This window comes from Sphingomonas sp. 22176, assembly GCF_052045505.1.
In the GTDB taxonomy this organism is placed as follows: Bacteria; Pseudomonadota; Alphaproteobacteria; order Sphingomonadales; family Sphingomonadaceae; genus Sphingomonas.
The window spans coordinates 44,348-70,880 of record NZ_JBQEPL010000008.1; the positions used below are offsets into that span (position 1 = coordinate 44,348).

Genomic DNA, 26,533 nt, shown 5'->3' on the forward strand with positions numbered 1-26,533 from the left:
GTCGCAACAAACCCGTACCTGCCGACATCGCAAGGGTCCGACCATTACATCCCCAGTACCCCGCGATCCGCCGTTGCCGCCGCAAGATCGGCACGCGCCACCAGTGCCTGGTAGCGGGCATCGAGCGCGCGCAGCCGGGCGTCCGTCGCGCTTTCCTCGCGCTGGTTGATCAGGAAGAAGTCGCTGGCGCCCATGTCGAAGCGGCGCTGCTCCGCTGCGGCCATCTTGCCCGCCAGCTCCGCCTCCTGCGCCGCGAGATCGGCAACCTTGTCGGCGCCGTCGATCCCGATCGCGATGCCCTTCACTTCGATCGCGATCTGCTCTTCGAGCATGCGGTGGCGGGTGCGCAGCCCGTCGATCTCCGCCTTGGCTTCGGCGATCCGGCCGCGGGCGCTGCGCCGTTCGAGCGGCACCGAGAATTTGACGCCGACCATCGCTTCGGCCGGGGTACGCGACGGGCCGCCCGGCCCGATCGCGCCGACATCCTTGCCCAGCTCGGCCCGCGCATCGAGCCGCGGCTTCAGGTCGTTCTCGGCAAGGTCGAGCCGGGCCAGCGACTGGTCCATCCGCACGAGCACCGTCTTCAGGTCAGGCCGAAGGATGGGGCCCGCTTTGCGCGGCGCGATCGCCAGTTCGGGCAGCGCATCGGGCAATTGTTCGGTCGCCGGTAGCAGCGGCACGCCATTGGCATCACGCCAGAAGAAGGAGAGCGCATTGGCCGTCTCCGCCAGCTTCTGCTCGGCCTGCGCCACCAGCGAACGGCGGCGAGCAAGGTTCTGGTCATTCTCGGTGATCAGGATCTGCGGACGTGCACCAAGCTGCACCTGCCGCGCCAGCTGCGACCGGCGCTTCTCGGACAGCGCCAGCAGGTCGCGATAGGCCTTGAGCCGCAGCCCGGCGATCGCCCAGGCCTGATAGGCGCCCATCGCGCGGCGCTGCACCCCGATCGCCACCATCTCGCGCTCCAGCCGGGCAACGTCGACATCCTGGTCGGCAAGGCGCAGCCTGGTGCGGCGCTCGTCGGTCACCCGGTCGCGGAGCAGCGAGAACACCGCGCCGACTTTGAATTCGCCGAGCTGGTTGGTGTAAGCCTTGTCCTCATAGACCGGGAACTTGCCCCGCGAAACGCGGTAGCCCGCGTAGAGCCCGCCGCCGTTGTTATCCAAGGCGCGGCTGGCCTTCGCCTCGACGACCGATCCGTCATAATAGCCGAAGGGCCGTGCTTGCGCGTCGACGTCGAACACCACGTCGAACGCACCCTCGGCGCTCAGCGCCTTGCCCTCGGCCTGGCGCTGCTTGGCCAGCGCCTCGATGATCTGGGGCGCGTTCTGCGCCGAGGAACGCAGCACCTGGTCGAGGGTGAGCGGCCCCTGCGCGGCGGCAGGCACCGCGATCACCAGGGCACAGAGCGCGAGCAGCAGCCGGATCATTTCTTTTTCTTCTTGTAGACGTCCATGCTCTTCTCCTCGGCCTTGTCGGTCGCGGTGCCGAATTCGAGCGGGAAGTCGTTGAGCTGGCGCCAGAGTTCGTAGCCGACCGGCACCGTCTCGCCCTGCACCCAGCCGCGCACCTTGGCGCCGAGGCGGACAAAGCGGTCCCCCGGCCAGGCGAGCGTGCCCGGCATCGGCTCGATCAGCACGCGGAAGAGGCCATCGGGCATCGCCGAGGGATCGACCGAGCGGACCCGCCCGTCGAACAGCCCCCAGGCCATGGACGGCCAGCCGCTCAGCTGGATCGCCGGCCAGCCCTCGAACTCCAGCCGCACGCGGCGGCCGGGGCGGACCAGCGCGATGTCGCGCCCGTCGACCATCAGCTCGACAACGCGCTCGGTGCCGCCCTCGGGCGCCAGCGTCGCCAGTTCGGCGCCGGCGCTGACCAGCGTCGCGCCCGCGGCGGCGTTAAGCGTCTGGATGCGACCATCGCGCGGGGCACGCACAATCTGCACCGCCTGGCGGTTGAGCGACACTTCGATCCGGTTGAGCTTTGCCCGCGATTCCGCGAGCTTGGCGCCCTGATCGGCGACGCGGATCTGCGCCTGTTCATAGTCGCGCCGCGCTGCCAGCCCTTCGTTGAACAGGGTGCGCGCGCGGTTGACCTCGATCGAGGCGACCGCACGCGCGCTTTCGAGCGAGGCGATCTCGGCATGGACCTGGTCGCGTTCGGCGGCGAGGCGATCGAGCAGCGCCGGGTCGTTGTCCGAAATCTTGGCGATCGGGTCGCCTTTCTTCACCGCCTGGCCGTCGGTGACGAACCAGCGCTCGACCCGGCCCGGCACCAGTGCGGTGACCGACTGGACCCGATCATGCGGATCGAGTGCGACCACCTGCCCCCGCCCGGGCGCGGTTTGTACCCAGGGCACATAGACCATGGTGACGCCGAGCAGCGCGATGGCAATCACGATCATCCAGGCGATCGCACGGGCGATGCGCGGCGGGCGCATGCCGGCCAGCGTCGGGAAGTGGCCGATATGGTCAGGCCTGAAGGGCATTGCCTGCCTCCTGCGCAGTGAGGGCGGCGCGGAGCGCGTCGAGCGTTTCGAAGTGTGCCTGGGCGGTCTTGCCCAGCCAGAGATAGCCGTCGCGGCGGATCGCCTCGGGGCGACCGGTGAAGAGGAGCACGGTGGTTCCTGCGTCGCGCAGCGCATCGAGCGCGGCGGTCAATCGTGTTGGAGGGATCAGATCGTAGAGCGGGCCGAGCAGCAGCACCTTCGGCTGCGCGAGCAGCGCGTTGGCGAGCTTGAGCGCCATCAGTTCGCCGATCGACAGCGGATAGCCCGAGGCGGCGAGCGGCGTATCCATGCCCTCGGGCAACTGGCCGATACGCGCGTCGAGCCCGACCAGCGCCAGCGCATCGAGCACCTTGCCCGCCGGGATGCCGGCCCCGGCGAGGCCCAGATAGTCGCGGATGCTGATCTCGACGATGGTCGGACGGTCGAGAACGATGAGGTCCGAGCGAAGGCGATAGACGTCGAGCGCCTCCAGATCGACGCCGCCAACCATCACCAGCCCGCGGTCGGGCTGCAAGTTGCGTTTGAGCAGCATGGCCAGGCGGCTGTCCATCGTCGGGGCGCCGACCACCACCAGCTGCGTGGCCGCCGGGATGGTCAGGTCGATGCGCGCATCCCCGGCCTCCACCTCGCGCAGCCGCACCTCGCCATTGCCCGGCGCTTCGCTGCTGCGGGTGTGGGTTTCGTGGGGGATGGCGTAGAGCAGCGACACTTCCTCGGCCGCCGCGACCATGTCGTAAAAGGCGTCGAGATAGGTGCCGAGCTGGCCCAGCCCGTAGAACACGCCCGACAGGATCAGCTCGGCGGCGACCAGCTGGCCGATCGAGAGCTGGCCCTGCAGGATCAGCCAGCCGCCCATCGCCAGCAGCGCCGCGCTGGCGGTGGCGTAGAGCAGCAGATAGGCGCAGGTCTGGGCGAAGCTGAAGCGGAAGTGGCGGCGGTGCGCGTCGACATAGGCCGCGGTCATCGTCTCGGAACCGTCCATCGCGAAGTCGAGATGGCGGCTCGACTTGTAAAAGCCGTTCGAGGTGCCCAGCCCCTCCAGCCAGCGCGCGGCGTCGTGCTTGGCATGGCTGAGCGCCACCGCCGAGCGGATCGCGCCCGGCGACCAGAGCTGCCAGATCAGCCACACCAGCGCGATCAGGATCACGTTGAAGCCGAGGAAGAACGGGTGGTAGAAGCTCGTCACCGCCAGCCCCACCACCGATTGCAGCAGGATGGTGAAGCCGCCGATGACGAGGCTCGGCACGCTCTTCTGCACCGTCATCAGGTCGAAATAGCGGTTGAACAGGTCTACCCGGCGGGCATCGGCGAAGAAGGGGTTGCGGGCGTGGACCGCGCGGATGGTGATTTCCGCCATGGTGCGCGCGAAGATCCGCCGCTCGAACAACGCCATGATGTGGACGCGCAGGGCCGAGAGGATCACCACGATCAGCAGCAGCGTGAACAGCAGCGCGGAAAGCGTGATCAGCGGCGCGGGCAGCGCGATCTTCGCGACGCTGTTGATCAGCAGCTGCACCGAGATCGGCGTCGCCAGCGACAGCAGGCTGATCGCGATGCCATAGACCATCGCCAGCCGCAGATAGCCGCCATCGGGGCCGATCACCTCGCCCAGCCAGCCGCGTACCTGCCCCCAGCCGATCTTCTGTTTCGCCATCGCTCCACCTTCTCCCTTCCAGATCGATGAAGTGCGGGCCGTGCGCGATAAGCACAATGGCAGCCCGGCTATATCATCGATAGGAAATACCTATGTCTTCGACGCAGGCGACGAGTTCCTGCGCCAGTCTCTTATAGGCGGCGGCGCGTGCCACCCCGCTGCGCCACAGCAGCCCCATCTCCCGATAGTGCCGCCCCCCGCGGAACGGCCGCGCGACCACGTCGTCGCCGGGACGGATCTCCTGTCGCACATAGAGTTCGGGCAGCACCGCCAGCCCCATCCCCATGCCGGCCATCTGGCGGATCGCATCGAGGCTGGTGCCCTCATATTCCTCGCGCACCCGCGCGCCGGCTTCCTCGGCAATCGCGATGGTCTGCTCGGCGAGCCGGTAGCCGCGCTGGAGGGTGAGCAGGTCCTGCCCCGCCAGATCCTCTCGGCCGATCGTCTCGCGCGCCGCGAGTGGATGATCGGCGGCCATGGCGAGGTGTAGCGGCTCGCGGAACAGCCGCTCGACCTGTGCGCCGGGCGCCGCGAGCGGCAGCTGGGCGAGGATGAGGTCATGCGTGCCGGCAGCGAGTCCCTCGACCAGCGCAGCCGGCGGGTTCTCGCGGACATGCACGCGCAGCTCGTGGAATTGCTGGTGCAGCCGGGCGACTAGGCGCGGCAGCAGATAGGCGCCGATCGTGGGCGTCACCCCCAACCGGATCGTGCCGAGCAGCGCCGCGTCCCCCGCGCCGGTGAGTTCGCCCAGATCGCGCACCTCCAGCAGGATGCGCCGCGCGCGCTCCGCCACCTCGCGGCCGAGCGGGGTGAGGAAGGCGCGGGCGCCCCGTTCGACGAGCGGCGCGCCCAATGCCTCCTCGAACTGGCGGATCGCCTGGGAGAGCGAGGGCTGGCTTACCCCGCACAGCGCGGCGGCGCGGGTGAAGCTCGCCTCGCTGCCCAGCGCCACCAGATAGCGGAGCTGGCGCAGGCTGATCTGCTGTTCGAAACCGGAGGCGGCCTTCACATCCATACAGCGTTGCAGTGAAGCACAAACGGCGCCGTTTCGCCTACGGTGTTTCCCTTCAATTCGGCGCTGCCGCCGCCAGAACCGCATATGCCGTGCTCCGCGGCAACAGCAGGTGCCGCAGCATCTCGACATCGTTGGCGATTGCCATCGGATCCTCCACCAGCGCAGCCTGCAACGCGGTGCGCAGCCAGCGGCTGGTACCCGGGTGCGCAAGCACCCAGGCGATCCGGCGGTCGATCGCGGCGATCTCCACCTCGGGCTCCACCGCGCGTCGCGGCGGCGCAATCTCGATCCGCATCGTCAGTCCTCCTGCGCGAAGGGCTGCCACGTCAGGCCGCCGGCATAGCGCCAGGCGACCCGGCCGGCATCGTCGATCGCCAGCAGGTGCAGCCAGTGGTTGTCGAACAGCGCGCGTACCCCGTCGTGCCGGGCGAGGATCTCGGCGATCGCCTCGGGGGGCGCCTCGATCACCACCGTCAGCCGCAGCGGATCATGGACGAGGCGTTCGCCGTCATGCACCGATTGCCAGGGCAGCCCGCCGCGCAGCGTCCCGCCATTGCCTTCGAGCACGCCGATCCCACCCACCGCGTTGTGGAGCAGCTTGTTGCCCGCGCCGAACACGCCCGGCGCGACGCTGGAGCCGTAATATTGCAGGCTGATCCAGCTCGCCACCACCACCGGCGCGGTGAGGATCAGCTCCAGCACCGAGAGATCGGCATCGGCCCCCCAATCGTAATCGTGGAGGAAGGCGCGACCGCCCATCGCGCGGCCCGCCGTCCGTGCGCGCGGCGCGGCGATGAAGGCGCTGCACCCGGCAAGTCCCCATTCGGGCCGCACCTCGGCCCAGTCGCGACCCCGTGCGACGATCTGCGCGACGCCCTCCGCCCGCGGCAGCTTCGCCGCACGGGCAATCGCCGCCTCGACCGAGGCACGGGCCAGCGCCTGCTCCACCTCGGCGAGCAACGGTGCGGGCACGTCCACGTCCTCGGCGAACAGCTGGATGCGGTCGCTGGTGGTGTCGTGCAGCCCGCCGAGCGCCACCGTCTCGGCGGGGATCACGATCCCTCTCGCCGCCAGCCCGCCGCGCACGACGGGATCGTTGAGCAGCCCTGCCAGCAGCCGCGCATTGACGTCGCCGGCATGGCCGCCGCACGCGCCGCACTGGAGCGCGCTGGCGTGGAGATTGTTGGTCACGCCCGCGCCATGTCCCACCAGGATCAGCAGCGGCGCGAAGTCGCTGGTCAGCGACATGGCGCGGAGGATCCGTTCCGCAGCATCGACGGCGTCATGGTGCGGCAAGGGCGGATGGAAGCGCGGCTTGCCCTTCGCCGCCTTCGCCTTGGCCATCCCCAGCGTGCCCTTGAGCAGCTTGGCCGCATAGACCAGCCCGGCCGACTCCACGAAGGCGAAGGAGGATACCGCCGCCTGCTTGAACCGCCCCCAGGCACGGTCGCCGCGGGCATTGGCATGGTCGAGCGCTTCCAGGTGCGGATCGCCGCCATCGTCACTGGCCAGGCCCGGGCGCAGCAGCACCGGCAGCCGCGCCTCGCCTGCACACGCGCCGTGCGGCCGATGCGCCGTGCCGACCCCGAAGAAGCCGGCAAAGCCCTTGGTCCGGATGCCCGGCGCCACCCGCTCGATCGCGGCGCGGATCGGCTCGGAGCGGACGTCGATGCAGAAGGCCATCTGTGCGATCGGCGTCGTCGCGGCCGCCGCTTCCACCGGCAGGTGCAGCCGCTCGGCGAGCCGGCGCTGCTCGGCCCGTTCCGCCGCATGCTGGAGGATCGCGTCGATGCAGCTGTCCTGGCCCGGCTGCGCCGGTGCCTCGTACCGGCCTGCCGCCTCGGCCCAGCGTGCGCGCACGGGAGCATCACCTAGTTCCCACAGCGCCGCTTCCCAGACCAGCCGTACCGCGAGCAGATCTATCAGCGCGGCGTCGACCTCGCCGGCCAGTTCGGCCTGCCAGCCGCGATAACGGGCAAACTGCGCCCAGCCGCCCAGGTCCATCAGCAGCCGCTCGAAATAGCGCGCCGCCGCATCGGCCCGCAGCCCCAGCCGCGCGGCGCTGACGGCGATCGTATCGCTAGCACTTTCCGGCGTCTTGGCGACGAAGGCGCGGAAGCCCGCCAGCCCGAAGATCTCGGGCGTCCGGTCGAGACAGGCTTGCGCCCGCCAGCCGGCATAGGCGCCCTCCCCTTGCGGCGCTGCCCACAAAGCCTGGCCCGCATCGAAATAGCTACCGGCCCAGCCGCCGATCTGGTCCGCGACCACCGAAGGCCAGTCGATCGCGCCCGAAGCCGCGGCGATTTCAGCAAGGGTAGGCAGTGCCACGGGATCGGCCGCGTCGTCGCCGATCTGGACCAGGAACCGCTCGAAGCTATGCGGGCGCTCGATCGGTCGAGCGGCCTGCCAGGCAGCATACAGGTCGATTTCGTGGATCGCGCTCTCGGCGATCCGGGTGCGGTACCAGGCGCGCGGCATGGTCGCCCGGGCACCCCCGCTCCGCGCCAGCCAAGCCGAGGCCTGGGCGAGGCTGCGGCCGGTATGGCCGAGGAAGGGGTTCACCGCGACGCTGGTCGCCAGCGGCCAGAGCGGCGGGATGGCGCGCGCTGCCTGTTCGGCGGCTTCGAGGAGCAGCCTGACATAGCTGGGCTGCGGCGTCTGGGATTGCGGGTCGGCACTGCGGTACATGGGATCAAGCCTTTCCGAGAACCCGGCCGCCGATCATTCGATCGAGCAGCGCGTTGACATAGAAACCGTGGGAGAGATGCGTGCGCAGCCGCTGCGCCGCGGGATGGTCGCACCACAGCGGCAGCATCGCCTGCGCCACCGCGATGCCGCCAAAGGCGACCAGCGCGACGGCGAGCAGCGCCCATTGGAACGGCCCCGGCGCGGGCACTGCGGGGAGCGTGCCGGCGGTCAGCCGCTCGGCCGCGTCGTGCAGCAGGAAATAGGCGGTGGTGGCAAGGATCGCGAAGCCGAGCGTCCGCTGGAGCAGCGCGCGCGGCGCGGCGGGGCTCATGCCTTGCACGATCAGATAGGCGACGCCGAACACCAGGATCGCGCCGAGCGCCACCGCCTGGGGCGGCTTGGTCCAGGCGCCGAAGCCGATCGCCAGCGCGCCATAGAGGATCGCGGCGCCGAGCATCGCCAGCGCCACCGCCGTGCCGTCGGGCTTGGCGACAGGTCCCAGCCGCCGCGCCGATGCGATCCGCTCGACCGCGCCGCCCGAGGACAGGAAGGCGTGCGCCTTGTAGAGCGAATGGGCGACGATGTGCAGCAGCGCCAAGTAGAACAGCCCCAGCCCGCACTGCATGATCATGAAGCCCATCTGCGCGACGGTGGACCAGGCGAGCTGGGTCTTGATCGCCGGCTGAGTGGGCAGCACCAGGCTGCCGAACAGCGCCGTGAAGCCACCCAAAACCGCCAGCAGCGCCAGCGCCGCCGGCGAGGCCAGCATCACATCGGCCAGCCGGATCAGCAGGAAACCGCCGGCATTGATCACGCCGGCGTGGAGCAGCGCGGAAACCGGCGTCGGCGCTTCCATCACTTCGGTCAGCCAGCCGTGCAGCGGGAACTGCGCGGACTTGAGCATCGCGGCGATGCCGATGCCCCAGGCGGCAAGCGCCATCGCCTCGGGCGCGGTGCCGGCGCGCGCGGCGGCGAGCAACTGGGCGATGTCGGTCGTGCCGGTCGCCCGCCAGAGGAGCACCGCCGATCCGATCAGCAGCACGTCGGCAAGGCCGGTGCTCAGCGCCTTCTTGCGCGCGGCACGGCGCGCGGCGGCACGTTCCGGATAGAAGAGCAGCAGCCGGCGCAGACCCTGCCCCGTCGCGATCCACGCGAGCACCAACTGCGGCAGCGTACCGGCGCTGACCAGCAGCATCACGCTCGCCAAGGTCACCGCCAGCCAGGCGAGAAAGCGGCCCTGCCGCGCCTCGCCATCGAGATAGGTCGCGGCGAACCGCACCACTACCCAGCCGACAAAGGCGACCAGCACCAGCATGGTCATGCTCACCACGTCCAGCCGGGTTGCGATGAGGGCGTCTACCCCCGCCAGCGCGAGCGTGCGCGGTCCGGCCCATGCGGTCCATGCCGCAAGTGCGATCGCGGCAACCAGCGCAGCAAGCGCCGCGAGCGGCACGACCTGCCGCGTCCAGCCGGGGCGGAACTGCCGCCCCGCACCCGCCGCGACTGCCGCCGCAGCCAGGAGCCCCGGCCCCATATTCGCCAACCACCACATGCTCACACCGACCTCCTTGTGCTGTCGAGCGGAGCGTTAGGGCTGCGGAACGATCCGATAAAATTCATTGTTTGTCGCGTAACGTTCACTTAAAAAGAACGGATGCGTGACCTGAACTACAACCACCTTCGCTATTTCTGGGCCGTGGCGCATGACGGGAACCTCACCCGTACGGCGGAGCGGATGGCGGTGTCGCAGTCCGCGCTCTCCACCCAGATCCGCAAGCTGGAGGAACGGCTGGGCCACGCCCTGTTCGAGCGCGAGGGCCGCCGGCTGGTGCTCACCGAGGCCGGCCGCATCGCACTCGACCATGCCGACGCGATCTTCGCGACCGGCGACGAGTTGCTCGACGTGCTGCGCGAGACCGGCCGTGCCCGTCAGGCGGTGCGGATCGGCGCGCTCGCCACGCTGTCGCGCAACTTCCAGATCGGCTTTGTCCAGCCGCTGCTCCACCGCGCCGATGTCGAGCTGGTGCTGCGCTCGGGCAGCGCGGCGGAGCTGATGCAGGCGCTCGCCGCGCTCCAGCTGGACGTTGTCCTCGCCAATCGCCCGCCGGCGCGCGACGCGATCACCCCCTATCTCGCGCACAAGATCGCCGAGCAGCGCGTCAGCCTGATCGGCCAGCCCGGCATCGCGGGCGACACCAGCCTCGCCGCGCTGCTCGCCACCCAGCCGCTGGTGCTGCCGACGCTGGAGAGCAGCGTCCGCGCCGCCTTCGACGCGCTCGCCGCGACGCTGGGCGTCCGCCCCCAGATCGCCGCCGAGGTCGACGACATGGCGCTGATGCGCCTGCTCGCGCGCGAAGGCGTGGGGCTGGCGGTGCTGCCGCCGATCGTCGTGCAGGACGAGCTGGCGGCAGGCAGCCTCGTCGAATTCGATCAGTTGCCGCAGATTACCGAGAGCTTCTACGCCGTTACGCTGGAGCGCCGCTTCCCCAATCCGTTGGTAGCCGAGCTGCTCCGGGCCGCGCGAAGCTGAGCTAACACGCTGTTACCGCGAACATTTTCGTGCCAGGATCGCGCAGGCATTCTATAGAAGAGCATGGAAATGCGGAAAATCTGCACGGGGTGCCGCGACGGGGTCGATTTCGACATCCCGTTCGCCATGGCCTTTCAGCCGATCGTCGATGTCGAGACGGGCGCGCCCTTCGCCTACGAGGCGCTGGTGCGCGGCCTCGACGGGTCCGGCGCCTATGGCGTCCTGTCACAAGTGACCGACGCGAACCGCTATGCTTTTGACCAGGCCTGCCGGGTCAAGGCGATCGAAACCGCGATGGCGGCCGGGCTGATGGACAGCGACGCGCGGCTCTCGATCAACTTCCTGCCCAACGCGGTCTACTCCCCCGTCGCCTGCATCCAGCTGACGCTGCAGACCGCCCGCGCCGTGGCGATGCCGCTGGACCGACTGATCTTCGAGTTCACCGAGAACCAGCTGATCGCCGATCCGGACCATGTCGCGACGATCATCGATTCCTACAAGCAGATCGGCTTCAAGGTCGCGGTCGACGATTTCGGCGCTGGCCATTCGGGGCTCGACCTGTTCGCCCGCTTCGCGCCCGACGAAGTGAAGCTCGACATGGCGCTGGTCCGCGGTATCGATCGCGAGCCGCGCCGCCAGGCGATCGTCCGCGCGATGGTCGGCATGTGCAAGGAGCTCGACACGCTGCTGATCGCCGAGGGGATCGAGACGGCGGAAGAGGCGGACGTGCTGCGCAACCTCGGCGTGCGCTACCACCAGGGCTATTGGTATGCCCGTCCCGCGCTCGGCGTGCTCCCCCGGATCAGCCCGGGGGCCTAGTCCTGCCGCGACTTGGCCTATAGAGGAACGGTGACGCCCGCACCGGGCCCCATTTTCTGCAGGCAGGATCCATGACCGTCCTCATCAAGGAAGCCGATCTGATCGAGAGCGTCGCCGACGCGCTCCAGTACATCTCCTATTACCACCCGATGGATTATATCCGCGCGCTGGGCGACGCCTATGAGGCCGAGCAGGGCCCCGCCGCCAAGGACGCCATCGCCCAGATCCTGACCAACAGCCGGATGTGCGCCGAGGGGCATCGCCCGATCTGCCAGGACACCGGCATCGTGACGGTCTTCATCCAGTGGGGCCAGAAGTGCGTGCTGGACAGCGAGCGCTCGCTGCAGGACGTCGTCGATGAAGGCGTGCGCCGCGCGTACCTGCACCCGGAGAACCGCCTGCGCGCCTCGATCCTGCGCGATCCGGCCTTCAGCCGCGTCAACACCAAGGACAACACGCCGTGCGTGCTCAACGTCGAGATGGTCCCCGGCGACCATGTCCATGTCGAGCTCGCGGCCAAGGGCGGCGGCTCCGAGAACAAGTCCAAGTTCGCGATGCTTAACCCGAGCGACTCGATCGTCGACTGGGTGCTTGAGATGGTCCCGAAGATGGGCGCCGGCTGGTGCCCGCCGGGCATGCTCGGTATCGGCATCGGCGGCACGGCCGAAAAGGCGGTGACGCTCGCCAAGAAGTCGCTGATGGGTGATATCGATATGGCCCAGCTCAAGCTGCGCGGGCCGCAGAACGATATCGAAAAGCTCCGCATCGAGATCTTCGACAAGGTCAACGCGCTCGGCATCGGTGCGCAGGGCCTGGGCGGGCTGGCGACGATCCTCGACGTGAAGATCCTCGACTATCCGACCCACGCGGCGTCCAAGCCGATCGCGATGATCCCGAACTGCGCCGCCACCCGCCACGCACATTTCAGCCTCGACGGCAGCGGCCCGGTCTATCTCGACCCGCCGAGCCTCGACGAATGGCCGAAGGTGGAATGGACGCCGTCGAAGGAATCGATCCGCGTCGATCTCGACACGCTCACCCCCGAGGTGGTGGCGAGCTGGAAGCCGGGCGACCGACTGCTGCTCAACGGCAAGATGCTCACCGGCCGCGACGCCGCGCACAAGCGCATCCAGGACATGCTGTCGCGCGGCGAGGAACTGCCGGTCGATTTCAAGGGCCGCGTGATTTATTATGTCGGCCCGGTCGATCCGGTGCGCGACGAGGTGGTCGGCCCGGCGGGTCCCACCACCGCGACCCGCATGGACAAGTTCACCGAGATGATGCTCGCCCAGACCGGGCTGATCGCGATGGTCGGCAAGGCCGAGCGCGGTCCGGTGGCGATCGAGGCGATCCGCAATCACAAGGCCGCCTATCTGATGGCGGTGGGCGGCGCGGCCTATCTCGTCGCCCGCGCGATCAAGGGGGCGCGCGTCGTCGGCTTCGAAGATCTCGGCATGGAAGCGATCTACGAGTTCGACGTGAAGGACATGCCCGTCACCGTCGCGGTGGATGCGACCGGCGAGAGCGTCCACCACACCGGCCCGCTGGTGTGGCGCGAGAAGATCGCCAAGGAACGGCTGCTCCAGCAGGCCTGAGGTCATGGGCACGCCAGACGAGACACGGGCGCGCCGCCGCGCGCGCATCACGCTGGCGTGCCTGTACCTGTTGGCGGGCGTGCTGCACCTGCTGGTGCCACGCCCGTTCCTGCACATCACGCCCGGCTGGGTGCCCTACCCCGCGCTGGTGATCGCAGGCACCGGGCTCTGCGAGATCGCCGGGGCCCTCGCACTGCTGAGTGTACGGCTCCGGAAGCTCGCCGGCGTGATGCTGGCGCTCTATGCGCTGTGCGTGTTCCCGGCGAACCTCCAGCATGCGGTGCAGGATCTTTCGACCGGCACCGGGCTGGGCTGGGCCTATCATGCGCCGCGGCTATTCGTGCAGCCGCTACTCTGCTGGTGGGCGCTGTGGGCGGGCGGGGTTCGCCGCTAGCCGCCGAGCGCGTCCGACAGGTGGCAGTTCTTGCCCGGCGTCAGATTCTCGACGCGCTCGACCTGCAGGATCGAGCCGCCATCCTTCCCTTCCACATAGCGCCCGATCACCTCGCCATAGGCGGGCAGCTTGGCCTTGCGGAGCGTGTCCAGCACATGCCCGCCGGGCGCATCCACCAGAGCATAGCGGTTCTCGGCGAGGTCGCAGCGCCGCAGGATGAGGGTGGTGCCGTCCAACTCGACCGTGCCGATGAAGACATCGGCGCCCTCCTGTACCGGCGTGGCCGCCGCGGCGAACGCGATCAGCATCCCGATCACAGCGGGTTCCCGTCCTTGTCGAGCATTTCCATCTTGTACGAGCAGCCGTACAGCGTCTTGCCCGGATGCGAGGTGACGTTGGACACGTTGAGCGCGATGCGGGTGCGCGCACGAAAATGATCGCCATCGGCGGGGTCGGTGACGTCGCTGATCACCCGCTCGCCGAGGAACTTCCGAAATTTGATCTGCGCTTCCGCCTGCGCCCGCGTCACCTTGCCCGTGGCGACCATCGCGTCGACCAGCCCCTCGGGCCCCATCGCGTTCTCGATCTTCTCCTTGCGCGCGACGACCGCGGGATCGGGCTCGTCGAGGATCGCCAGGATGCCGCTGGAAGTGAAGGCGATGCGCCGCGTGCTGTACGCACCTGCCACGGTGATCGGGGCGGGCAGGTCATATTCCTTCATCAGGAAATTGCCCGACTTCACCGGCTTCCAGCCGAGCTTGGCAGCCAGCGCGTCGTCGCCCGCCACGGCCATAGCGAAGCCGTTATAAGTCGGCGCGTCGAGGCGGCAGGCGATCGCGTCGCGCACATCGATCTTGGTGGGGTCGACCTCATCGTCCTGCACTGCGGCAGCAAAGGCGGATGCCGGCAGCAACGCGGCGAGCAGGGCGATGCGGAAAAATGGAATTGTCATGTCGGCCGGTTATTACGCTGCCGACGAGGCGACAATGGTTTCGCGCCGAAGCGATGCGCCGGCAAGATCATTCTATTCCGGAAGGATGCGTATCCGGCGCTTGCCCCAATAGCTGAGATCGATCGAGAAATGGGCCGGCGCCCCCTTCTTGGTGAAGATCATCTGGTCGCCCCGTCCGCCCTCGCCGGTATAGCTGTACGCCCAGCCCTGCTTCTTCAGCGCCTCGCCCACCTTCATCACCGCGGACTGGTCGCGATCGTGCCACAGCGTTATCTGGCGGAAACCGCTGGCACCGTCGCCGCCGATCAGGTCGAGCGCCGCCTCATAGGGGCCTTCGCCGAGCAGCATCACCCCCGAGCGGCGGCAGCGTAAGTGGCCGCCGTCCATCTGAAGGCATTGGTCGAACCCGGCGCGCTTGGCATCGGCAAGGCTGCCGCTGACCGGCAGGCCGGCATAGGCGAGCGAAGGCGGCGGCGGCGCAGGGGGCTCGCTGTTGCATCCGGCGATCAGCAGGAACGGCGCCAGGGCCAAAGCCCGCCGCCGCCGTCGCGTCGCCTGCAAAGTTGCTCGCATGTCCGGTTCCCCCTTGCTGGGAGCCTAGGCGGCTGCCGGCTCGGGCGCAAACGCGCGCAGGAAGAGATCGACGATATAGTCGGCCTCCTCCTCAATCTCCCCGTCGCTGAACTGGTGGCCCAGCATCGCCCGCTGCTGGGAGCCCATGCAGAGGCTGGTCAGCGCAAATGCGGCCTTGAGCGGATCGGAGCTGCGCAGCTGCCCCTTGTGCATCGCATCCTGAAGATGCGCGGCCAGCAACTCGCGGGTGCGCTGAGGGCCCCGACGGAAAAAAATCTCGCCCATTTCCGGCGAGCGCTCGACCTCGGCATGGATTACCCGATGCAGCTGGATCGCGTCCTTCGACGTCACCTTACGCAACAGGCTGCGGATGAACGCGCACAACGTCGCCTTCAGATTGTCCGACGGCACCAGGAGCTGCATCACCTGCTCGCGATAATCCCGCGTCGCCTCATCGACACAGGCGTCGAACAATTCTTCCTTCGACGCGAAATAGCTCCACAAGGTGCCCTTGGAGCCACCTAATTCCGCCGCAATCGCCGACATGGAAACGCCGACATAGCCCTGCTCCATGAAGTGGCGCTTGGCGATGGCGAGGATGGCGGCGCGCCGATCCTGCTTGCGCGCCTCCCGCTTGCCGAGACATTTGGGGGTTACAATTTCCATAACCGTACTATAGGGTACGATTTTCTATTGACAAGAGGAGAACCGCTCTCCATCTGGAACTCGTACCCAATAGTACGGTTTTTCCAGACCATGATGAGTCGTTTCCCAACAAGGCACTTGTTGCTGTCTGCTGCTGCCGCTTCGGCGCTGGCGGCGTGTGCGCCGGTGCCGAATCTCGGTGCCCGCCCGGAAGTCCGCGCGGCGGACAGCTATGCCGCCAGCCAGTCCTTCGCCGGCACCGCGCAGGCGCAGTGGCCCGTCACCAACTGGTGGACCGCCTATAATGATCCGCAGCTCAACGCATTGATGGACGAGGCTTTCCGCGGTGCGCCCAATCTGGCGGCAGCCGCGGCGCGGCTGCGTTCGGCCCAGGCTTATATCGTCCAAGTGGGCGCCGCTCGGCTCCCGCGCGTCGACGCCAGCGGCTCGGCCGCCGCCAACCAGATCAACACCGGCGACAGCCTGCCGATCGACATCGGGTCGAACGTCCAGACGATCGGCTATGGCACGCTGAACCTCGCGTTCGATCTCGACATCTGGGGCAAGAACCGCGCCCAGCTCGCCGCGGCAACGTCCCAGGCGGAAGCGGCACGGCTGGAGCTGGAACAGGCACGCCTCGCGCTCTCCACCAACATCGCCGCTGCCTATGCCGACCTCGCCCGCCTCGCAGCCGATCGCCGGGTGCAGGAGCGCGCGCTGGACGTTCGCCTCGCGACGCAGAAGCTGGTCACCGATCGCGTGACCAACGGCCTCGAGACGCGTGCCGAAGAGAAGCAGGCGGCCTCTGCCGTACCCGCCGCCCGCGCGCAGCTCGCCGCGATCGACGAGGATATCGGCCTCACCCGCAACCGCATCGCGGCCCTGCTCGGCCAGGGTCCGGATCGCGGGTTGAGCATCGCCCTGCCCGCGGCACCGACCGAGGCGCGCAGCATTCCGGCGGACGTGACGACCGATCTGATCGGGCGTCGTCCCGATATCGCCGCTGCCCGCGCCCGGGTCGAGGCCGCCGCAAGCCAGATCAAGGCCGCCCGTGCCGACTTCTACCCGTCGATCCGCTTGAGCGCATTGGCAGGCTATGGCGCGCTTGGCATTGACAACCTTGTCAAAGGCAATGGCGCTTCGGTCTTCCAGGCGGGTCCGGCGATCAGCCTGCCGATCTTCCATGGCGGCGAGCTGCGCGGTCAATATGCCCGCGCCCGCGCCACCTATGACGAAGCGGTTGCCAATTACGACAACAGCGTCACCACCGCCTTTCACGACGTGGCGGATGCGGTGACCAGCCAGAAGGCGCTCGCCACGCGCCTGGCCCAGAGCCGGCAGGCGCTGGACGATTCCGAACAGGCCTATTCCATCGCCCAGCAACGCTATCAAGGCGGGCTGTCGCGCTTTCTCGATGTTCTGACCGCCGAGGAGAGGGTGTTGCAGAACCGCCAGATCGTTGCCGAATTGGAGGCTCGCGCGTTTGCGCTCGACGTCCAGCTCGTTCGCGCGCTCGGCGGAGGCTTTTCCACCAACAACGCGGCCGCTGCCGCCGCTTCCGAGGTTAAGACCCATGGCTGATGCAGAACCCGCCATCCACTCCGCGCGTGGCGATGCTGCCAATCGCAGCGAACCCTCCCAGGCCCCTGCCCAAACCGACATGGACGCCGGCAAGCGCAAGAACCTGCGCAAGCGGCTGATGCTGGGCATCGGCGGCCTCGTGCTGGTCGCCGGCATTGGCTATGGCGGCTATTACATGGTCGTCGGCAGCCATTTCGTGAGCACCGACAACGCCTATGTCGGCGCCGACAGCGCCAGCATCACGCCGATGACCGGAGGCCAGGTGCTGCGCGTCGCGGTGTCCGACACCCAGACGGTGAAGAAGGGCGACGTGCTCGTCCAGATCGACGACAGCGACGCCAAGATCGCGCTGGCGCAGGCCGAGGCCGATCTCGGCCGCGCCACCCGCCAGTTCGGCCAGACCTCGGCGACCAGCGAAGCGCTGGCCGCGCAGGTCCAGGCCCGCCAGGCCGATATCGCCCGCGCGAATGCACAGGTGACCGCGGCGCAAGCCGATTTCGAAAAGGCCCGCATCGATCTCAGCCGTCGCCAGAAGCTCGCCCCCAACGGCGCTGTCTCGGGCGAAGAGCTGACCTCGGCGACCAACGCCTTCCAGGCAGCGCGCGCCAATCTCGAACTCGCCAAGGCGGGTCTTGCCCAAGCGACCTCGACCCGCGTGGCGGCCAGCGGCCAGCTGGCGGCGAACCAGGCGCTGGTCAGCGGCACCAACGCCAACACCGCGCCGGAAGTGCTCGCCGCGCGCGCCAAGGTGGACCAGGCCAAGCTCGATCTCGCCCGCACGACGATCCGCGCTCCGTTCGACGGCGTGGTCACACGTCGCAACGTCCAGGTCGGCCAGCGCGTCGCGCCGGGCGCCCAGCTGATGCTGATCGTGCCGCTCAACCAGCTCTATGTCGATGCCAACTTCAAGGAAGGCCAGCTGACCCGCGTGAAGGTCGGTCAGCCGGTCGAGCTGAAGTCCGATCTGTACGGCGGCGACGTGAAGTATCACGGCCGGGTCGTCGGCTTCTCGGGCGGCACCGGTTCGTCCTTCGCGCTGATCCCTGCGCAGAACGCGACCGGCAACTGGATCAAGGTAGTCCAGCGCCTGCCGGTGCGCGTGGCGCTCGATCCCAAGGAGTTGCAGCAGCACCCGCTGCGCGTCGGCCTGTCGATGGATGCCGAGATCGACACCTCGGCGAAGTAAGGATTGCCTGCCATGAACGGCCAGACGCAGCGCGGGGGCTTCCTGGAGGGGCCCTCGCTGATCCTCGCCGGCGTGGTGCTGGCGTTGACCAACTTCATGGTGGTGCTCGACACCACCATCGCCAATGTCTCGGTACCGCACATCGCCGGCAGCCTGGGCATCTCGTCGAGCCAGGGTACCTGGATCATCACCTCCTACGCGGTCGCCGAGGCCGTCTGCGTGCCGCTGACCGGCTGGCTCGCGGGCCGGTTCGGCGTGGTGCGCGTGTTCATCTTCGGCGTGATCGGCTTCGGCATCTTCTCGGTGCTGTGCGGCATGTCGACGACGCTCGGCATGCTGGTCGCCTGCCGCATCGGCCAGGGGCTGTGCGGCGGCCCGCTGATGCCGCTGACCCAGACGCTGCTGCTGCGCATCTTCAAGCCCGAACAGCACGCCCAGGCCATGGGCCTGTGGGCGATGACCACCGTCGTCGCGCCGATCCTCGGCCCGATCGCCGGCGGCACGATCAGCGACAACTGGTCGTGGCACTGGATCTTCTTCATCAACATCCCCGTCGCCGCGCTCTGCGCCTTCGGTGCGATGCGGCTGCTCACCAAGGCCGAGACGCCGACGCAGAAGCTGTCCGTTGACCAGGGCGGCCTGTGGCTGCTGATCCTGTGGATCGCCGCGCTGCAGATCATGCTCGACCTTGGCCGCGAGCATGACTGGTTCAACGATCCGACGATCGTGTGGCTCGGCGTGGTTGCCGCGATCGGTTTCCTCGTCTTTCTGGCCTGGGAGATTACCGAGAAGAACCCGGTCGTCGATCTGCGGGTGTTCCGCCACCGCGGCTTCACCGTGTCGGTGATATCTCTGTCCTTCGCTTTTGCGACCTTCTTCGCCTCGGCGGTGATCATCCCGCAATGGCTCCAGTCGAGCCAGGGGTACACCGCGACCTATGCCGGCTATGCCACCGCCTTCTCGGGCGTGGCGGCGGTGTTCATGTCGCCGGTGGTCGCAAAGCTGTCGAACAAGGTGGATCCGCGGCTGCTGGTGTCGTTCGGCATCCTCTGGCTGGGCGTGTCGGCGCTGCTCCGCGTCTACTGGAACAGCCAGGCCGGGTTCTGGACCTTCGCCTTTCCGCAGTTCCTCCAGGGCTTCGGCATGCCCTTCTTCTTCATCCCGCTGACCACGCTGGCGCTGGGATCGGTGCTGCCGGAGGAGACCGCCTCGGCGGCGGGTGTGATGAGCTTCCTGCGGACCATGGCGGGCGCGATCGGCACCTCGATCTCGACCAGCATCTGGGATGACAGCTCGCGCATTGCCCGAAGCGAGATCGTTTCGCGGATGAACACCGATCCGACGGTGAACGCGATGACGGCACAGGGCTTCTCGATCGGCCAGGTGCGCTCCGCGGTGGAGCGCATCGTCAACCAGGAAAGCCTGACGCTGGCGACCACCCATGTGTTCCTGCTGTCGGCGATCATCTTCGTGTTCGCAGCGGGGATCATCTGGCTGACCCCGCGCCCGCGCGGCAAGGTGGATACCAGCGCCGCGCACTGATCTGGATGTATTGGTAGAGCCGCATGGCCCGTTCCAGCGATGGAGCGGGCCATGTGTCGTATATGCGACAGAAACATGACAACATACGTCATTCGCGCATTGACACCGAGCCCCCGAGGGATAGCATCCTGATTGCAAGAAAGAAAAATTTCAGGGGTCGGATGTCTGAATCGGTGCTTTGATCAATAACAGGGTGATCAAATGACCGAATATCGATTTCCAGGCGACGCTTCGGCGCTGCCCGTGCAGATGGTACAGCGGATACGGTCATGCTCTCGTGATCGATACGGCCTGCCTCCTTTCAAATAATTCAGACGGTGCACCGCCAGGGTCCATGCGATCCGGGTAAATCGGTGGCATGCCGGGATGACGTGTTCAGGTCGACAAAAGCAATAGCTTCTCTGTCTTCCCACTATTCGGTCCGACGATTGCGCGGGCCCGGTTCGAACCTGTTTCGATGTGATGTCGCCGCGCTCTCGCAGGGGAGCATGGCATGAGGACGTGCGGCTGCGCCCCAAGGCGCCCCCGCACCTGCGTACCCAATGTCGGCACGACCAACTCCGTTCGCGAAGCCACGCCTCGGGGAAAGGGCAGTCATGCCCCGGGCGGGGCCGACACCCAGCGAACAAGAAAGAACAGACCGCAATCTGAGGAACGAACGAACGACAACCATCAGCCTTCGGGGGGCACGATCGAATGCAATTTCGCGAAACGGCATCGTTCACGGTTCTGGCCATCACCCTGGCGCTCGCCGCCACACCTGCCTTTGCGCAGGACAGCGAAGCCCAGGCTCCGCAAGGGGACGACATCATCGTCACCGGCACGCGCGTCACCGGCCTGCGCGCCGCGGACAGCCCCGCGCCGATCCAGCTGCTGAGCGCCGCTGACCTTTCCCGCACCGGCCAACCGGACCTGATCCAGGCGCTCGCCCAGAACCTGCCGAGCGTGCAGGCGCAGGCGTTCGGCAGCGATCTCCAGGCGCACAATCTGCAGATGAAGCTGCGCGGCCTCAGCCCCAACCACACGCTGATCCTGCTCAACGGCAAGCGCCGCCACGGCACCGCCAACGTGTCGGTCGCCGGCGGCCCCTATGGCGGCAGCGCCGCGCCCGACATCAGCTTCATCCTGCCGGACTCGATCGACCATATCGAAGTGCTGCAGGACGGTGCCGCCGCGCAATACGGCACCGATGCGATCGCGGGTGTGATCAACATCATCCAGAAAAAGGCCGATCACGGCGGCGTGATCGACGTCACCGGCGGCCGCTATTACGACCAGGGCGGCAAGACCTACGCCTTCTCGGGCAATGTCGGCTTCGCACCGATCGAGAATGCCCATGTGAACATCACTGCCGAGAAGAAGCACAAGGGCTTCAGCTTCCGCGGCGACGTCAACCCGCAGGTCTATGGCAACAACGCCAACGCCAGCAAATATCTGACGCTGTATCCGGGCATCAAGAACCTGCCCTACTACCCCTATACGAACCGCATTCTCGGCGACCCGGAGGTCGACCAGACCTCGGTAATGGTGAATGCCGGCTATGATTTCGGCGGGTTCGAATTCTACAGCTTCGGCAGCTACGGCCACAAGAACGCCCGCGCCTATGAGAATGTCCGCACGCCGGACGTGGTGGTCAGCAAGGCGGGCACACCGCTCTATCCGAACGGCTTCCAGCCGCTCGAGGCGATCTCCGAGACCGACTACGCCGTCACCGGCGGCTTCCGCGGCACGATCGGCAGCACCACCTTCGATATCGCCACCACCTATGGCGACGATTTCGTCGGCGTGTACGTCCAGAACTCTGCCAACGCCGCGCTCTACAAGGACACCGGCTTCACCCCCACCGAGTTCCACAATGGCGACTTCAAGGCCAGCCAGTGGAGCAACACGCTCGACCTGACCCACGCCTTCGACATAGGCCTGGCCGAGCCGCTCAACGTCGCGGGCGGCCTCGAATATCGCCGCGAGACCTATGGCATCGTCTCGGGCGACCCCGCTTCCTATTATGGCAGCGGCGCCCAGTCCTTCTTCGGCTACAGCCCGAACGACGCCGGCAATCACAACCGCACCAACTTCTCGCAATATCTCGACATCAGCGTGAAGCCGGTCGAGGCCTGGCTGATCGACGGCGCGGTCCGCCACGAGCATTACAGCGACTTCGGCGACACCACCGTCTTCAAGCTGACCAGCCGCTACGACATCACCAAGGCGATCGCGATCCGGGGCACCGTCTCCACCGGCTTCCGCGCGCCGACGCTGGCGGAGGGCTTCTATTCGGGCATCAATGTCGGCCCGAACAGCGTCTCGGGCGTGCTGCCGGCCAACTCGCCGGGGGCCAAGGCACTGGGCTTCGGAGGCCTCAAGCCGGAGAAATCGACCAACTTCAGCGCCGGCTTCGTCTTCACCCCCAGCCCCCATGTGAACGTCACGCTCGACGCCTATTGGATCGAGATCCGTGATCGCATCCTGATCTCGAGCACCTTCTACGGGTTCAACGGCAAATACTGCCCGCAAGGCTATGCCGGCGCGAACGCGGCGAACTGCGTGGTCTACAATGCCGACGCCTTCAACACCTACAACCAGCAGGCGGTGTATAACGCAGTCGCGACCGCGCTGGGCGGCACCATCCCCAGCTATGTGCTCACCGACGTCAATGGCGAGCGCAACATCGACGGCACCGTCTCGGTCCAGACCTTCGTCAACGGTGCCAAGATGCGCACCCGCGGCATCGACTTCGTCGCCAGCTACGACATGGACAGCGGATTCGGGAAGGTGAACTGGACGCTGTCGGCCAATTACAACGACAACAAGGTCAAGAACATCGCGGCGCTGCCCGCGGCGCTCTACGTCAACAAGGCCAATCCGGCGCTGTCGGCGCTGATCAACAATTACTCGATCATCGAGCTGGAGAACAGCACGCCCAAGTTCCGCGCGACGCTGGGGGCCTTCTGGGAATCGGGCCGGTTCAGCCTGAACTTCCGTGAGAGCTTCTACTCGAAGGTCTATGCGCTGGAATCGACGCCGGGCAACAGCCCGCTCAAGGGCGCCGATCTCCAGGTGCCGGTCAACGCCGCCTTCATCACCGATCTCGAAGGCAGCGCGAAGATCACCGGCGGGCTCAAGCTCTCGGTCGGCGCGAACAACCTGTTCAACCATTATCCGACGGAACGCTCTTTCGACAATATCCGCTCGGCCCAGCTCGCCGCAGGGTCCCGCAGCTATTCGTCGAACCTCTACCCGACCATTTCGCCCTACGGGATCAACGGCGGTTATTATTACGGCCGGCTCAGCCTGAAATTCTGAAGCCTGGCCGGCCGGGGGCGGTTGCCCCCGGCCGGTCGCGTCGCGTGCAAGAACATAACTCGGGAGTGATGTCCTTTGCTTACCTCATCCATGGACTGGCTGATCCCCCTTCTGGGCCTGCTGGTCGCCGGGCTCGCTGCCGGCTTTGCCGGCGGTGTGTTCGGCATTGGCGGCGGCTTCGTCGTCGTCCCCGCCCTGCTGCTGATGCTGCCCCTGCTGGGGGGCGAGCATAGCCAATACGCCCATGTCGCCATCGGCACGTCCGCGGCGACGATCATCATCACCTCGATCCGATCGGTGCTGAGCCACCACAAGCGGGGCTCGGTCGACTTCGAGATCCTCAAATCCTGGGCGCCGTGGGTGGTGCTGGGCGACGGGATCGGCGTGCTGCTCGCCAGCCATGTCGACGGCCGCGTACTTACCCTGGTGTTCGCCAGCGGCGTGCTGCTGATGTCGATCAACTTCCTGGTGCCGAAGCTCGGCAACCGAGTGATCAGCGATCAGATGCCGATCGGCGTCACCCGCGTCGCCATCGCCGGGGGCCTGGGCACCTTCTCCTCGCTGCTCGGCATCGGCGGCGGCACGATCGCGATCATGGTGATGACGCTGTGCGGCCGCTCGATCCACCGCGCGGTGGGCACCGCCAGCGGCATCGGCACGCTGATCGCCATTCCCAGCGCGATCGGCTTCGCGATCATCGGGTTGCGCGAGCCGGGGCTGCCCTGGGGGTCGCTCGGCTTCGTGAACCTGCCGGCGACGGTCGCCATCGCTTCGATGTCGATGCTCACCGCCCCGCTGGGAGTCGCGGCGGCCCACGCCTTACAGCCAGCCATGCTGAAACGGGTATTCGGCATTTACCTCATCGTCATCGCGCTGGTGATGTTCCACAACGCGCTGAAGTTCTGACGCGCGTCTCGATCGAAACAGGGAGACCCACGACATGACCATCCTCGAAACGCTCGATAAGCCCGAAATCACCGAGGACCTGCGCGGTCGCGGCTATTCGCGCCGCGACATGGGGCGCATCGCCGCGCTGCTCGGCGGCACCGTCGCGCTCGGCCGCGCTGCGCCTGCCTTCGCCCAGCAATCGGCCAAGGCGGTGGTCGGTGCGGTGCGCATCGGCTCCAACGAATGCTGGACGGGCCCGCTGCCCGCCGGCGCCGCCGCGGCGATGAAGATCGTCACCGAAGGCAATCGCTACGAACCCAATGGCGAGCACGACCAGCTGTTTGCCGCAGTCTCCGCCGTAGAGGGCCTGCCCGCCACCCATATCAAGGCATGGCCGGGATCGAGCGACCCGCTCAACCGCGCGGCCGTGACCTTTGCCTCGCCGACGCGCGGCATCGTCACCGCCGATCCCACCTATGAGCAGATCTGGCGCACGGCCGCCTGGATCGGCGCCAAGGTCACCAAGGCGCCGCTCGGCCCGCAATACCAGCATGATGTCAAGGCGATGCTGGCCGCGGACCCCAATGCCGGGCTCTATTATGTCTGCTCGCCCAACAACCCCACCGGCACGCTGACCCCGATCGCCGACATCGTCTGGCTGGCCGAGAACAAGCCCAAGGACGCGGTGCTGATCGTCGACGAGGCCTATATCCACTTCGCCGACGCGCCAAACGCCGCCAAGCTGGTGGCCAGCCGCGAGGACGTGCTGGTGATGCGCACCTTCTCCAAGCTGTTCGGCATGGCCGGCATGCGGCTGGGCCTCACCTTCGCGTCGCCCGCGCTGCACGAGAAGATGATGCGCTATGACGGCTTCCAGGTAACCAACATGCTGCCGATGACCGCGGTGGCCTGCGGCACCGCTTCGATCCCGCTGGCCGGCGAGATCAAGGCGCGGCGCGACGAGATGATCGCGGTGCGCGAAAAGACGATCGCGCATCTCCAGAGCCGCGGCCTGAAGGTGCTGCCGGGCAGCCATGCCAACATGTTCATGGTTGAATGGAAGGGCAAGGCGCCCAAGGAAATGATGGCGGCGCTGCTCGCCCAGAACGTGCAGATCGGCCGCTCCTGGACCGCCTATCCCACGATGTCGCGCGTCACCGTCGGCTCGGCAGCGGACATGGAGAAGTTCCGGATCGCGGTCGACAAGGTGCTGATGGCCTGAGGTTTGCGGTGCCTGGCCCGCGTCGCTCCTCCGGGCGGCGCGGGTCCGTTTTGCTCAGCCCTGCGGCGCGATCGGCAACATCGCCTCGAACCGCGCGCCGCCCTCGCCTTCCAGCAGCGTCAGGTCGCCGCCATGCGCGAGCAGGATCTGCCGGGCCAGCGCCAACCCTACCCCGCTGCCCTGCGGCTTGGTGGTGAAGAAGGGGCGGAAGATCGCCGCACGGTCCGCCTCGGCGACGCCGGGACCATTGTCCCAAACCTGCCAATAGGCGGCGCGCTCGTCCCGCCACAGCGCCAGCCCCACCTGCCCGCCTGTCCCCTCGCCCACCGCCTCGGCGGCATTCTGGAGCAGCGCCCAGAGCGCCGCGCTCAGCTGATCGGCATCACCGTGCAGGCGAAGCGGCGCTGGAGCCTCGAACGCCAGCGGCAAGCTCGGCCACCGCGTGGCAAACAGGCGCGCCAGATCCTCCGCGCCTTCGCGCAGGTCGAGCGGCGCGAAGCGCGGCGCCGGCAGCCGCGCCAGCGAGCGATAGGCCTCGCCGAACCGCTGCAGCCCCTCGGCGCGGCGGGCGACGGTGCCCACCGCATCGCGGAGCGCCGGGATCGACGGTGCGGGCTCCTCCAGCATGTCCGCCGCGGTACGGCTAAGCGACGCGATCGGGGTGAGCGCGTTGACGATCTCGTGGCTCAGCACCTGCACCAGGTCGCGCAGCGTCGCCGCCTCGGCGGCCTTGAGCTCGGCATCGATGTCGATCAGCGCGGCGAGCCGGCTCTGCGCGCCACCCAGCGCGAAGTCGCTGGTGGTTAGCGCATAGCTGCGCCCGCCGATCGTCACCGTGGCGGCGCGGCCCGATGCATCGCCGATCGCCTCGACCAGCAGTGCCGGCGGATCGGCGACGAGGTCCGCCGCCCCGAACAGCCGCCGCGCCGCACGGTTGATCGCGGTGAGCCGTCCCTCGCCGTCTAGCGTGACGATCGGCGCGGGGGAAAGGTCAAGCAGCGCGGTCAGCCGCCGCTCGCGATGCGCAGGGTCCGGCGCGGGCATGGGTGCGGCCACCGGCACCAGCTTGGGCCGCTGCGCCTCGGCGATGCCGGTCCCCAGCCCCCAGAGCGCTGCCAGTGCCGACACCAGCGCGCTGGCATAGAGCCCCATGCTCCACGCGGCGGCGAACGCGCCGCCCGCCAGCAGCAGCAAGATGCCCCGCAGCAGCGCGAACCAGCCTCTGGAGGTCACGACTGCCCCACCCTCCCCTAACCCCTCCCGCTTGCGGGAGGGGTTAGGGGAGGGTGTGTGAGGGTAACAAAGGCGACCGTCGCAAACGCGCTGAAGCCTTCCATCCCACGTCTTCCAGCACCTCGCTCAACTTCCCGCACGCACCCTCCCCCTGCCCCTCCCGCAAGCGGGAGGGGAGAAAAGCGCGCGCTAGGCGGTGTGACC

At 67.7% G+C, this 26,533-nt stretch carries 22 protein-coding genes; 10 read left to right on the forward strand and 12 right to left on the reverse strand.

Annotation, left to right across the window (positions count from 1 at the left end):
- Positions 1-44 precede the first annotated feature (44 nt).
- From ACTJKY_RS18960 to ACTJKY_RS18990, 7 genes are all read right to left on the reverse strand, one after another.
- On the reverse strand, positions 45-1,430 hold the full coding sequence (locus ACTJKY_RS18960; protein ID WP_440847653.1) for a TolC family protein: 1,386 nt from the start codon (positions 1,428-1,430) through the stop codon (positions 45-47).
- Positions 1,427-2,488, reverse strand: a complete 1,062-nt coding sequence (locus ACTJKY_RS18965) for an HlyD family secretion protein (protein ID WP_440847654.1) — start codon at positions 2,486-2,488, stop codon at positions 1,427-1,429. The genes ACTJKY_RS18960 and ACTJKY_RS18965 overlap by 4 nt, the downstream gene beginning before the upstream one ends.
- Positions 2,472-4,163 carry an ABC transporter ATP-binding protein gene (locus ACTJKY_RS18970; RefSeq protein WP_440847655.1) on the reverse strand — a complete coding sequence of 564 codons (1,692 nt, stop codon included), beginning with the start codon at positions 4,161-4,163 and terminating at the stop codon, positions 2,472-2,474. Before ACTJKY_RS18970 ends, ACTJKY_RS18965 begins: the two co-directional genes overlap by 17 nt.
- A 73-nt stretch (positions 4,164-4,236) precedes the next feature.
- Positions 4,237-5,178 (reverse strand): hydrogen peroxide-inducible genes activator, encoded by a 942-nt coding sequence (locus ACTJKY_RS18975; protein WP_440847656.1) that lies wholly within the window; start codon positions 5,176-5,178, stop codon positions 4,237-4,239.
- A 52-nt stretch (positions 5,179-5,230) separates the two neighbouring features.
- The gene (locus ACTJKY_RS18980; protein ID WP_440847657.1) at positions 5,231-5,473 is read right to left on the reverse strand and encodes a hypothetical protein; all 243 of its coding nucleotides are present in this window, start codon (positions 5,471-5,473) and stop codon (positions 5,231-5,233) included.
- A 2-nt stretch (positions 5,474-5,475) separates the two neighbouring features.
- Entirely contained in the window at positions 5,476-7,866 is a 2,391-nt protein-coding gene (locus ACTJKY_RS18985) for a YbcC family protein (RefSeq protein ID WP_440847658.1), read from the reverse strand.
- Between the two features lie 4 nt (positions 7,867-7,870).
- Positions 7,871-9,418, reverse strand: coding sequence for a proton-conducting transporter transmembrane domain-containing protein (locus ACTJKY_RS18990; protein ID WP_440847749.1), 1,548 nt, complete (start codon positions 9,416-9,418; stop codon positions 7,871-7,873).
- Between the two features lie 102 nt (positions 9,419-9,520).
- Between ACTJKY_RS18990 and ACTJKY_RS18995 the strand changes: the two genes are divergently transcribed.
- The 4 genes from ACTJKY_RS18995 (at position 9,521) to ACTJKY_RS19010 (ending at position 13,204) form a co-directional block, all read left to right on the forward strand.
- Positions 9,521-10,396, forward strand: a complete 876-nt coding sequence (locus tag ACTJKY_RS18995) for a LysR family transcriptional regulator (protein WP_440847659.1) — start codon at positions 9,521-9,523, stop codon at positions 10,394-10,396.
- A gap of 69 nt (positions 10,397-10,465) precedes the next feature.
- Complete coding sequence (locus tag ACTJKY_RS19000) at positions 10,466-11,215, forward strand: EAL domain-containing protein (protein ID WP_440847660.1); 750 nt, start codon at positions 10,466-10,468, stop codon at positions 11,213-11,215.
- Between the two features lie 71 nt (positions 11,216-11,286).
- The gene (locus ACTJKY_RS19005; protein ID WP_440847661.1) at positions 11,287-12,810 is read left to right on the forward strand and encodes a fumarate hydratase; all 1,524 of its coding nucleotides are present in this window, start codon (positions 11,287-11,289) and stop codon (positions 12,808-12,810) included.
- Between the two features lie 4 nt (positions 12,811-12,814).
- Positions 12,815-13,204 (forward strand): DoxX family protein, encoded by a 390-nt coding sequence (locus tag ACTJKY_RS19010; protein ID WP_440847662.1) that lies wholly within the window; start codon positions 12,815-12,817, stop codon positions 13,202-13,204.
- On the opposite strand, the gene ACTJKY_RS19015 is transcribed toward ACTJKY_RS19010, so the two are convergent.
- From ACTJKY_RS19015 to ACTJKY_RS19030, 4 genes are all read right to left on the reverse strand, one after another.
- Positions 13,201-13,521 carry a hypothetical protein gene (locus ACTJKY_RS19015; protein ID WP_440847663.1) on the reverse strand — a complete coding sequence of 107 codons (321 nt, stop codon included), beginning with the start codon at positions 13,519-13,521 and terminating at the stop codon, positions 13,201-13,203. The two genes, ACTJKY_RS19010 and ACTJKY_RS19015, sit on opposite strands and share 4 nt — an antisense overlap.
- The gene (locus ACTJKY_RS19020) at positions 13,518-14,156 is read right to left on the reverse strand and encodes a hypothetical protein (RefSeq protein WP_440847664.1); all 639 of its coding nucleotides are present in this window, start codon (positions 14,154-14,156) and stop codon (positions 13,518-13,520) included. The genes ACTJKY_RS19015 and ACTJKY_RS19020 overlap by 4 nt, the downstream gene beginning before the upstream one ends.
- 72 nt (positions 14,157-14,228) lie before the next feature.
- Entirely contained in the window at positions 14,229-14,729 is a 501-nt protein-coding gene (locus ACTJKY_RS19025) for a hypothetical protein (protein WP_440847665.1), read from the reverse strand.
- Positions 14,730-14,753: 24 nt separating this feature from the next.
- Positions 14,754-15,395: a TetR/AcrR family transcriptional regulator gene (locus tag ACTJKY_RS19030; protein WP_440847666.1), complete on the reverse strand. Its 642-nt coding sequence runs from the start codon at positions 15,393-15,395 to the stop codon at positions 14,754-14,756.
- 117 nt (positions 15,396-15,512) lie between these two features.
- On the opposite strand from ACTJKY_RS19030, the gene ACTJKY_RS19035 reads away from it, so the two are divergent.
- The 6 genes from ACTJKY_RS19035 (at position 15,513) to ACTJKY_RS19060 (ending at position 25,096) form a co-directional block, all read left to right on the forward strand.
- Positions 15,513-16,955 (forward strand): efflux transporter outer membrane subunit, encoded by a 1,443-nt coding sequence (locus ACTJKY_RS19035; RefSeq protein WP_440847667.1) that lies wholly within the window; start codon positions 15,513-15,515, stop codon positions 16,953-16,955.
- A complete protein-coding gene (locus ACTJKY_RS19040; RefSeq protein WP_440847668.1) occupies positions 16,948-18,141 on the forward strand; it encodes an HlyD family secretion protein in 1,194 nt (397 codons plus the stop codon). Before ACTJKY_RS19035 ends, ACTJKY_RS19040 begins: the two co-directional genes overlap by 8 nt.
- Before the next feature lie 12 nt (positions 18,142-18,153).
- A complete protein-coding gene (locus ACTJKY_RS19045; protein ID WP_440847669.1) occupies positions 18,154-19,683 on the forward strand; it encodes a DHA2 family efflux MFS transporter permease subunit in 1,530 nt (509 codons plus the stop codon).
- A 696-nt stretch (positions 19,684-20,379) separates the two neighbouring features.
- The gene (locus ACTJKY_RS19050; RefSeq protein WP_440847670.1) at positions 20,380-22,986 is read left to right on the forward strand and encodes a TonB-dependent receptor plug domain-containing protein; all 2,607 of its coding nucleotides are present in this window, start codon (positions 20,380-20,382) and stop codon (positions 22,984-22,986) included.
- A 90-nt stretch (positions 22,987-23,076) separates the two neighbouring features.
- On the forward strand, positions 23,077-23,892 hold the full coding sequence (locus tag ACTJKY_RS19055) for a sulfite exporter TauE/SafE family protein (RefSeq protein WP_440847671.1): 816 nt from the start codon (positions 23,077-23,079) through the stop codon (positions 23,890-23,892).
- Between the two features lie 34 nt (positions 23,893-23,926).
- Positions 23,927-25,096: a pyridoxal phosphate-dependent aminotransferase gene (locus ACTJKY_RS19060; RefSeq protein ID WP_440847672.1), complete on the forward strand. Its 1,170-nt coding sequence runs from the start codon at positions 23,927-23,929 to the stop codon at positions 25,094-25,096.
- A 54-nt stretch (positions 25,097-25,150) separates the two neighbouring features.
- Here ACTJKY_RS19060 and ACTJKY_RS19065 read toward each other — a convergent pair whose 3' ends face one another.
- A complete protein-coding gene (locus tag ACTJKY_RS19065) occupies positions 25,151-26,329 on the reverse strand; it encodes a sensor histidine kinase (protein ID WP_440847673.1) in 1,179 nt (392 codons plus the stop codon).
- Positions 26,330-26,533 lie beyond the last annotated feature (204 nt).

Coding starts and splice junctions, on each gene's coding strand:
- ACTJKY_RS18965 (WP_440847654.1), bottom strand. CDS start 2,488: ATGCCCTTCAGGCCTGACCATATCGGCCACTTCCCGACGCTGGCCGGC.
- ACTJKY_RS19030 (WP_440847666.1), bottom strand. CDS start 15,395: ATGGAAATTGTAACCCCCAAATGTCTCGGCAAGCGGGAGGCGCGCAAG.
- ACTJKY_RS18985 (WP_440847658.1), bottom strand. CDS start 7,866: ATGTACCGCAGTGCCGACCCGCAATCCCAGACGCCGCAGCCCAGCTAT.
- ACTJKY_RS19040 (WP_440847668.1), top strand. CDS start 16,948: ATGGCTGATGCAGAACCCGCCATCCACTCCGCGCGTGGCGATGCTGCC.
- ACTJKY_RS18970 (WP_440847655.1), bottom strand. CDS start 4,163: ATGGCGAAACAGAAGATCGGCTGGGGGCAGGTACGCGGCTGGCTGGGC.
- ACTJKY_RS18960 (WP_440847653.1), bottom strand. CDS start 1,430: ATGATCCGGCTGCTGCTCGCGCTCTGTGCCCTGGTGATCGCGGTGCCT.
- ACTJKY_RS19010 (WP_440847662.1), top strand. CDS start 12,815: ATGGGCACGCCAGACGAGACACGGGCGCGCCGCCGCGCGCGCATCACG.
- ACTJKY_RS18980 (WP_440847657.1), bottom strand. CDS start 5,473: ATGCGGATCGAGATTGCGCCGCCGCGACGCGCGGTGGAGCCCGAGGTG.
- ACTJKY_RS19005 (WP_440847661.1), top strand. CDS start 11,287: ATGACCGTCCTCATCAAGGAAGCCGATCTGATCGAGAGCGTCGCCGAC.
- ACTJKY_RS19000 (WP_440847660.1), top strand. CDS start 10,466: ATGCGGAAAATCTGCACGGGGTGCCGCGACGGGGTCGATTTCGACATC.
- ACTJKY_RS19020 (WP_440847664.1), bottom strand. CDS start 14,156: ATGACAATTCCATTTTTCCGCATCGCCCTGCTCGCCGCGTTGCTGCCG.
- ACTJKY_RS19025 (WP_440847665.1), bottom strand. CDS start 14,729: ATGCGAGCAACTTTGCAGGCGACGCGACGGCGGCGGCGGGCTTTGGCC.
- ACTJKY_RS19060 (WP_440847672.1), top strand. CDS start 23,927: ATGACCATCCTCGAAACGCTCGATAAGCCCGAAATCACCGAGGACCTG.
- ACTJKY_RS19050 (WP_440847670.1), top strand. CDS start 20,380: ATGCAATTTCGCGAAACGGCATCGTTCACGGTTCTGGCCATCACCCTG.
- ACTJKY_RS19045 (WP_440847669.1), top strand. CDS start 18,154: ATGAACGGCCAGACGCAGCGCGGGGGCTTCCTGGAGGGGCCCTCGCTG.
- ACTJKY_RS19055 (WP_440847671.1), top strand. CDS start 23,077: ATGGACTGGCTGATCCCCCTTCTGGGCCTGCTGGTCGCCGGGCTCGCT.
- ACTJKY_RS18995 (WP_440847659.1), top strand. CDS start 9,521: ATGCGTGACCTGAACTACAACCACCTTCGCTATTTCTGGGCCGTGGCG.
- ACTJKY_RS18990 (WP_440847749.1), bottom strand. CDS start 9,418: ATGTGGTGGTTGGCGAATATGGGGCCGGGGCTCCTGGCTGCGGCGGCA.
- ACTJKY_RS18975 (WP_440847656.1), bottom strand. CDS start 5,178: ATGGATGTGAAGGCCGCCTCCGGTTTCGAACAGCAGATCAGCCTGCGC.